Source organism: Wolbachia endosymbiont of Drosophila baimaii (assembly GCF_028982185.1).
Taxonomy (GTDB): Bacteria; Pseudomonadota; Alphaproteobacteria; order Rickettsiales; family Anaplasmataceae; genus Wolbachia; species Wolbachia pipientis.
On the sequence record NZ_JAPQLE010000106.1, the window covers coordinates 5,641 to 14,166 of the forward strand.

Sequence of the window (8,526 nt, forward strand, 5' to 3'; positions counted from 1 at the left end):
ATCTAAATTATAAACATTAAGAAATTTACTAAACAGAAAAAAAGGCAAAAGAAACCCTAGGGTAGCTAATTATTCACTATCCATTTTTTAAGTTGGCGTTTTTTGATGTTTTAAATGCCTTATAAGCGTATTTCAGCTTATGTTAGGTAAAAACCTAGAAATTTTATAAAGACATAAGGTGCACATAGTGCAAAAAATTAAACATGATACGCCAGATACGTGAGTTCTTTTGTCATTTAATCTGTACAGAGAAGATAAATAAATAGCTTCACTTTCATGATAAGGGGGCTGGCGAGGTTTGTCAAGTAGTTTTTAGCCCCGTTTCTGTGAGCTACCTGATGACACCATTGGTCAATTACTGCAACTAAAAACTTTCATTTTAGCAGTTAAACAAGGCCAAATTTAATAGAGGGAGGATTTTTTTATTTTCTCATTCTTCTCATTTTCCTCTCTAACAATTTTTTTCCCGCTTAATATGCCCTTTATTTCATCTCCTGTTAAAGTTTCAAACTCCAGTAGATTTTCGGCAATGAGATCTAAGCCTTTCTTATGCTTGGTCAAAATGTCTTTCGCTTTTTCATAGCAAGAAGACACAATTTTCTTCACTTCTTCATCTATAAGTTTTAACGTATCTTCAGAAATTATCTCAGAACCATGCATAGTTTGTTCGCGATTGTGATAGATCGGGCCTACTTTGTCGCTCATCCCACATTTCGTTACCATAGCGCGTGATAAATCAGATGCTTGTTTTATGTCCGAGGATGCGCCGCTTGTGACTTTATCGTAGCCAAAAATTAGCTCTTCTGCCACACGTCCACCCATTGCAACAGTTATATCTGCTAGCATCTTTTCTCTTGTGAGGGACACTCTATCTGTTTCTGGTAGTCTCATAACTAAACCGAGTGCCCTACCGCGTGGAATAATTGTTGCCTTATGTATAGGATCAGAAGCAGGCATATTCACAGCAATCATCGCATGACCAGCTTCATGGTATGCAGTCAGTCTCTTTTCCTCTTCTGTCATAATTAGGGATCGTCTTTCTACGCCCATCATCACTTTATCACGTGCATATTCAAAATCATCCATGGTAACAATCTTCTTGTTTCTTCTTGCAGCGATAAGTGCAGATTCGTTCACTAAATTTGCTAAATCAGCTCCAGAAAAGCCTGGTGTTCCTCTTGCAACTGTTTTCACGTTTACATCTGGTGCTATTGATATTTTCTTTATATGAGTATTTAATATCTTTTCACGCCCATTTATATCGGGTAAAGAAATAGTAATCTGTCGGTCAAAACGACCAGGTCTAAGCAATGCTGGATCTAAGACATCCGGACGGTTAGTCGCAGCAATTATTATTACGCCCTCATTAGACTCAAAGCCATCCATCTCAACTAACAACTGATTTAATGTTTGTTCTCTTTCATCATTGCCGCCACCAAGACCAATGCCGCGATGTCTACCCACCGCATCTATTTCATCTATAAAAATTATACAAGGAGCATTTTTCTTGCCTTGATCAAACATATCACGAACACGACTTGCACCAACACCAACGAACATTTCGACAAAATCAGATCCAGAAATGCTAAAGAATGGCACATTAGCTTCACCAGCAATTGCGCGAGCAAGTAGGGTTTTGCCAGTTCCAGGAGAGCCAATTAAAAGGCACCCTTTTGGTATTTTTCCACCTAATATTTGAAATTTTTGCCTTTGTTTAAGGAAATCAACGATCTCTACCAGCTCTTCTTTTGCTTCATCAATTCCGGCAACATCATCAAATGTTACTTTTTTTCCACTAGTCATGAGTCTAGCCCTTGACTTGCCAAAGCTTATAGTTCTGTTGCCTCCCGCTTGTGTTTGTTTAAGAAAGAATAGCAAAAAGCCAATAAAGATAAATGTTGGGACCCATGAGATAAGTAATCCACCAATTACGTTCATGGCAGAATCTCCAGTTGAAAAGGAGAATCTCACTTTTCTATCATGTAAATTTTTTATTAGGTCGCTATATATAACACCGCTTGAGTTGAAACTTGAACCATCCCTGAACTTGCCTTCAATGCTCTGATTTTTTATGACAATATTTTCTACATCATTGTCTTCTAGTCTAGTTAAAAATTCCGAAAAAGGTATAATTGTTTTACTTTTACCTACATTTCCGCTGAACTGAATATAAGCAACTGAAATAAGAACAATAATTACTAACCAGATCAATAAGCCTTCTAAAAATTTTTTCATTTCTATTTTTAACTAAATACCCATCAAGCTTACCAAATTTTGTTTTATCGTGCTATTAATAATGCATTGAGTATTATCGTCATTGGTATTTTTTCCGTTATAATTTACATCAGGATAAGCAAGCACCTTTCCATCTTTTAGCACTACAGGCAAAGAATAGAAAACTTCAGGGCAGCAGTTGTAATCCTTCAGAAATTCAGGAACTTTTTGTGTTTTTTTTAATGGAGCAATGATAACTGAACACTCTTGATTTCCGAGTATTGTGCAGCTAAATCTGTTATCCCATTGAGTAGGTTCATTTAAAGGTAGGTTTAAGGTAATTTCTTGTATCTTTGACGATTCTCTAATTATCAAGATATTTTCTCCATGTTTTCTTATTTTACACCCAGAAAGTGTACAGTTAACATTACTATCCTTTTGCAATATTTTATTAAATATTACGATAAGGCTGTTGTACCTTGGTTTATAATGTTTACTAGCAATTGCCATTATGGAGTAAAGAAGAAGCCTCAAGGCTATTTCCTCTGGCAATTGATAAAACTCACTTAGTTTAATTTCAATATAACCAAGATCATGCACATTAACGCAGTCATTAAACGCAAGGCGTGTGTAGTGCATCAACGCTTTTGCAGCTCTTTTCATATGAAGGGCTGTGAGGCATATTCGCTCTGTTAAAATCTCTTGATTATCACTTGCTTTAAGTAAGTTGCGGTATAAAGTTCGTCTGTATTTTAAGTCATGATTGCTTCTATCTTCGATCCATTTTAACCGGTGAAGCTTAGCGTACTTTTCTATTTCACTACGACTAAAATTTAACAATGGCCTAAATATATAAATACCATTTAGGAAAGACTTGTAGTCCATTGATGATAATCCATCTACGCCACTACCTCGCTCTAATCTTAACAAGAACGTTTCTGCTTGATCATCTTTGTGATGAGCAACGAGCAAACATTTAACATTATTGTTTTTACACCACTCTGCTAGTAACTTATACCGTACTTTTCGTGCCTGTAACTGAATATTGCCTTTAATATTTTGCTTTTCCCAATTTAATATGAACGATTCCTTTGCTCCAAGTTCCTTTGCATAACTTACAACAAAATCAGCTTCTTTTTGAGACTCTGGACGTAATCCATGATTTACTGTTAATGCTATAGGAAGTGAAAGCTTGTTTTTTTTTGCCCAGTTAGTCATTAAGTGCAGTAAGACTATACTATCTACACCACCTGATACTGCAACTGCAACTTGATTGTTATAGAAAGCAAAACTATTAACCACATTTTGAAATAATAACTCTAATTCCATTATGTCTCTTGATGGCCAGACAGGTCAGATCTCTTACGTCATACCGCGACTTATTTGTGGTATATATAGATCCTGCTAACAAGCAACGAAATATGACAAGTTTGTCCTTTTTTGCCTACCCCAGTGCCCTTTCTTTATGTCATCCCAGTGTTTGACACTGGGATCCAGGTTTTAATGCAAGAAACTATTTCTTTATTCCAGAAAATGAAAATTCCACTCTACGATTTTTAGCATGCTCTTTTTCATATTTAGAATTTCTAGAATCATCTTTTACATTAACCAAAGGCTCAGTTTCACCTTTAGAAGCAGTTTTTATTCTGTTTTCTATGTAGGGTGTACAACTAACCATAAATTTTTTAGCTGCATCTGCCCTTCTAGCGCCTAGCGCAAGATTATATTCATGAGAACCACGGTTGTCAGTGTGACCAGTTAAAGTAACCTTCGCGTCAGGGTTATCTTGTAACACCTCCATTACGTCAAGTAATGCATCTGCACTTACTTCAGCAATACTAGATTCATCATAACCAAAGAAAACTCTTTTATCACCTATCTGCTTAACAACAGAATTTATTTTATTTGTTGTATTTGCTCCTTTTTTTGGGCAAGAACTTACACCAGTAAGTAATAAACAAAAACAGCACATTATAACCAGTCTACTCCACATTACTAAACCTCCATAAATTTTAAATAGTGCGTAACTTTAATTTCAGTAGCTAATATCTCTCTATATTGTAATATAGTCAAGAGAAATAAAATACTAAATACTTTTTCTACAACCTTACAATTAATTTTCCTATAATATGCTGGACTCTGAGTAGAAAAATCCAATAAAAGAATAAAAAGTACAATTTTTTATTGTACTTTAAGCAAATATACTTTTAACTTTATTATTAATCTATTACGGTATTAAACAGATGTTTTCTAAAGTAATGAACAAATATGCAATCTTATAAGTTTTTAGAGGAAGTATTATATAGGGTAAAGAATATCGAAAATACGCTAAAAGTACTAAACCAAAGCCAATTGAATATAGAGGACAAAGTTGAACAAATGAGTCTTCTAGAAGAAATCAGACATGAAATTATCTCTCATGACGCAATAAAGGAATCATTAGCAGATGCTCTTGGTAACAAAAAAAGTGCAAATACTCAGCAGCTAAAGTTAATAGAGAGAATACATAAAAGCAACAGTGCTGTTCCTATTGATTTAGTAAAGTCTTTATCCAAAGCTAAAGTTGAATGCCAAAATTTATGGAAGCTATCTCATTCTGAAACCAGTAACTTAGAAAAACTAAAAGAACGTTTTACTGATTTAATCACACTCATTCGCGAAGTAGCTTCTATAAAATCGCAGCAATTAAAATGCTCAAAATACGACTCACTGCTTGCTGACTATGACTCTGATATCACAGAAAAGAATATAAGGGAAGTATTCCCCAAGGTAGGCAAATTTTTTAGTGAAAATGTAGATAAAATAATTGAAAAGCAGAAAAAGGATAAGGTTACTAATATACAAAAAGTTGCTACTCAGAAACAGATTGAACTTGGCTCATTATGTTTACAGCAAATGGGTATTGCACTAAATGAGATTCGTACTTCTTATTACTACCCTATAGATTATGATGAATCTGATTTTTGTTATGGTTTATTTTCACTTTTACGGCATAGTGGTCATGCAATTTATCAAAAATGTTTAGCGCAAAATTCTATAAGTAGTCCAATTACGAGACATGTTATGTATGAAACTCAAGGGTTATTCATGGAAAGGATGATTGGAACATCCAGAGAATTTATTGAGTTTATTCAACCACACATAAAAGAGAAGTTTGCTATAAAAGGCAAAACTAATAGCAGTGTTGAAAATTTGCACTTGGTTTTCAATGAAATAAACCTTTCTTCTTTTTTAAAAAATGCAGATGAATTTAGTCTGTTAGCTCATATTATGTTGAGAACTAAGTTAGAACAAGATATAATAAATGGCACATTGGAAGTCAAAGACCTGCATGATGCGTGGTTGGAAGGTATGAAGCACTATAAAATTCCAGTAAAAGCTAAAAATGAGCTAAACACTTATTTTCAAGATGAATATTGGGCAAGCGGTGTTATGGGCTACTTTCCTATAAAAATTATTGCTTTAATTGCTGCTGTGCAGATTTTCTCTTTCGTTAAAAAGAATCATTACGAATCATTAAGTGCTATAATAAAAGGAGATTTTAGTTTACTTATCAGTTGGTTATCTCAAAATGTATACAGTGCAAAGTGTGGCCTGGAACTGCTAAAAAAAGTAACAGGTAAGGGTTTAGACGTTGAGTGTGTTGCTTACTACTTATCTGAAAAGTATAATTTGTCTTAATAAATGGTTTTCTTGAGTTATGTATGAATTTTGTTCGAAAATTAACCGGAAAGTTTTATAGCCTTTTTACTTTCAAAGGTTTGTTTGCTAGCGATATTGCTATAGACCTTGGTACTGCAAACACTTTAGTTTATCAGAAAAATCAGGGAATAGTGCTTGATGAGCCTTCAGTTGTAGCAAGAATAAAAGAAAAAGGAAGTTACGTTCCTTATGCTTTTGGTAAAAAAGCTAAAATGATGCTTGGAAAAACGCCTGGAGAAATAGAGGCGATAAGGCCCTTAAAAGATGGAGTCATTGCTGATTTTAAAAGTGCGGAAGAAATGCTAAAATATTTCATACGCAGTGCAAACACAAAATTCACTGTTAATAAACCTAATATTATCATATGCGTTCCATCTGGATCCACGCCAGTTGAAAGGCGTGCTATACAAGATGCAGCAGAAAGTGCTGGTGCAAATGAAGTATTTTTAATTGAAGAACCAATGGCTGCAGCAATCGGAGCTGGGCTCCCGGTTACTGAACCTGAGGGTTCTATGATTGTTGATATAGGAGGCGGTACAACTGAAGTTGCAATTATTTCTTTAGGCGGAATTGTTTATTCACGTTCTGCTAGAGTAGGTGGCGATATTATGGATGAAGCAATAAAATCATATATTCGTGAAAATCATAAGTTATTAATCGGTGAAACAACCGCTGAGAAAATTAAGAAAAGCATAGGTTCAGCCAGTCTGCCAGGTGAAAATAACAAAGAGGGAATGATAATTAAAGGCAGGGATTTAGTGAGTGGCATGCCAAAAGAAATGCTTTTATCAGAATACCAAGTTGCAGAGAGTTTAATAGAGCCTGTACATCAGATAATTTCTGCTATTAAGACTGCGCTGGAGAGCACTCCACCTGAACTTTCTTCTGATATAGTCGATAGAGGAATAGTTTTATCCGGTGGTGGTGGATTATTACGTAATCTAGGTAAAGTTATCAGTGAAACAACAAAATTACCGGTTCGTGTTGCAGATGACCCACTTTGTTGTGTTGCCTTAGGTAGTGGAAAAGTGCTTGAAAACATGGATTATTTTGGCCATGTTTTATTCAAGCAAGATTAAATTATTTTTGAAGGTAGTTTATCGAATTGTTTTGATGGAATTATGTAATATAAATGAGATCCCAGTGTCATGCACCAAGTAATTTGAAGGCAACTTCTAGCAGAAAAGGGTGTCATCCGAGTAGCTAACACTGGGATCCAGGAAACTTGATTACAAATAAATATGCTGTTTTAATGAATTTGTGTAATAGAAGCTAGATTCCAGTGTCAGCTACTTGCATGACACCAAGTTTGTGTTTATAAATTAAGGCAATTATGCTGAAAGAATTTAAAATTGAACCTCTGCTAAAAGATAAAGCTCCGCACCAGACCAAGGCTATTGTTGCAATGTCCGGGGGAGTTGATAGCTCCGTTGCTGCAGCACTGCTACATAACCTTGGGTACCAGGTGATAGGTGTGACTCTTCAACTCTATGGCACTGACGGTAATGCTAACGCAAGAAAGGGTGCATGCTGCGCTGGACAGGATATTTATGACGCTAAGCGTGTAGCTGAAAGTGTTGGCTTTCCTCACTATATTTTAAACTATGAGGAAATATTCAAAAAGGAAGTAATAGAGGATTTTGCGAGTACCTATATGCGTGGGGAAACTCCCATACCATGCGTGAGATGTAACCAAACGGTAAAATTTCGTGATCTATTGCAAGTTACAAAAAATCTTGGTGCGGATGTGCTCGTAACAGGACATTACGTGAGAAGGTTAGAAAAAAATGGTGAGGTAAAGTTGTGCAGAAGTATTGATAAAAGTAAAGATCAAAGTTATTTTTTGTTTGCTACAACTCAAGAGCAGTTAAAGCTTTTGCGATTTCCGCTAGGTGGGTTCTATAAAAGTGATATAAGAAAATTAGCAAAATATTTCAGTTTACAAATTTCTGAAAAGCCAGACAGTCAAGATATATGCTTTGTTTCCGAAAGCTATAGTAAAACAATAGCTAAATTAGCTCCACAATCCGTACAGAAAGGCAGAATTGTGGATGTGAATGGAAAAGTGCTAGGTGAGCACAGTGGCATAGTAAATTTTACAGTAGGGCAAAGAAAAGGCTTAGGTGTTGGGTACAGTGAACCTCTTTACGTGATAAAAATTAATACAGAGAATAATGAGGTTATAGTAGGTCCGATCAACGCATTAATGCAAAAAAAAATATTGATCAAAGAGTTAAATTGGTTAGAACAACCAAAGGAAGGTATGGAAGTAACTGTGAAGCTGAGATCATCACATGCGGGAAGTTTAGCAACAATACATTCAACTGACGAAAAAAATAAAGCCTGTGTCATTTTAAACGACGATTACTTTGGCATCAGTACAGGTCAAGCCTGTGTAGCGTATAAAGATGAGCAAGTTATCGGCGGTGGATGGATATGCTCTTAACTAAAAGCTTTAATGCAGAGTGTAAACATACAATAGACTTCTTGCATAACCATATAACATTGGGAATAGAAACAAAAAAACTTACTTGACAAACTCCGCCAGCCCCCTTATCATGAAACTGAAGCTATTTATTTATCTTCTCTGTACAGATTAAATGACAAAAA

6 protein-coding genes are annotated in these 8,526 nt (G+C 35.2%); 3 read left to right on the plus strand and 3 right to left on the minus strand.

From position 1 onward, the window contains the following. Positions 1–402: 402 nt before the first annotated feature. The 3 genes from ftsH to OZD66_RS03570 all read right to left on the minus strand — a co-directional run bounded on the left by ftsH (position 403) and on the right by OZD66_RS03570 (position 4,207). Positions 403–2,235, minus strand: a complete 1,833-nt coding sequence (ftsH, locus tag OZD66_RS03560; RefSeq protein WP_182367215.1) for an ATP-dependent zinc metalloprotease FtsH — start codon at positions 2,233–2,235, stop codon at positions 403–405. 12 nt (positions 2,236–2,247) lie between these two features. Further along, entirely contained in the window at positions 2,248–3,543 is a 1,296-nt protein-coding gene (tilS, locus tag OZD66_RS03565; protein ID WP_182367213.1) for a tRNA lysidine(34) synthetase TilS, read from the minus strand. A gap of 184 nt (positions 3,544–3,727) precedes the next feature. Further along, positions 3,728–4,207 carry an OmpA family protein gene (locus OZD66_RS03570; protein WP_010081889.1) on the minus strand — a complete coding sequence of 160 codons (480 nt, stop codon included), beginning with the start codon at positions 4,205–4,207 and terminating at the stop codon, positions 3,728–3,730. A gap of 275 nt (positions 4,208–4,482) precedes the next feature. On the opposite strand from OZD66_RS03570, the gene OZD66_RS03575 reads away from it, so the two are divergent. From OZD66_RS03575 to mnmA, 3 genes are all read left to right on the plus strand, one after another. Then, entirely contained in the window at positions 4,483–5,895 is a 1,413-nt protein-coding gene (locus OZD66_RS03575; RefSeq protein WP_182367212.1) for a gluzincin family metallopeptidase, read from the plus strand. A 23-nt stretch (positions 5,896–5,918) separates the two neighbouring features. Next, a complete protein-coding gene (locus OZD66_RS03580; RefSeq protein ID WP_007548791.1) occupies positions 5,919–6,995 on the plus strand; it encodes a rod shape-determining protein in 1,077 nt (358 codons plus the stop codon). A 254-nt stretch (positions 6,996–7,249) separates the two neighbouring features. Further along, the gene (mnmA, locus tag OZD66_RS03585; RefSeq protein WP_182367210.1) at positions 7,250–8,362 is read left to right on the plus strand and encodes a tRNA 2-thiouridine(34) synthase MnmA; all 1,113 of its coding nucleotides are present in this window, start codon (positions 7,250–7,252) and stop codon (positions 8,360–8,362) included. Positions 8,363–8,526 lie beyond the last annotated feature (164 nt).

Bases quoted from the DNA above. Each gene is read 5' to 3' on its own strand.
- OZD66_RS03580 (WP_007548791.1), top strand. From the start codon at position 5,919: ATGAATTTTGTTCGAAAATTAACCGGAAAGTTTTATAGCCTTTTTACT.
- ftsH (WP_182367215.1), bottom strand. From the start codon at position 2,235: ATGAAAAAATTTTTAGAAGGCTTATTGATCTGGTTAGTAATTATTGTT.
- OZD66_RS03570 (WP_010081889.1), bottom strand. From the start codon at position 4,207: ATGTGGAGTAGACTGGTTATAATGTGCTGTTTTTGTTTATTACTTACT.
- mnmA (WP_182367210.1), top strand. From the start codon at position 7,250: ATGCTGAAAGAATTTAAAATTGAACCTCTGCTAAAAGATAAAGCTCCG.
- OZD66_RS03575 (WP_182367212.1), top strand. From the start codon at position 4,483: ATGCAATCTTATAAGTTTTTAGAGGAAGTATTATATAGGGTAAAGAAT.
- tilS (WP_182367213.1), bottom strand. From the start codon at position 3,543: ATGGAATTAGAGTTATTATTTCAAAATGTGGTTAATAGTTTTGCTTTC.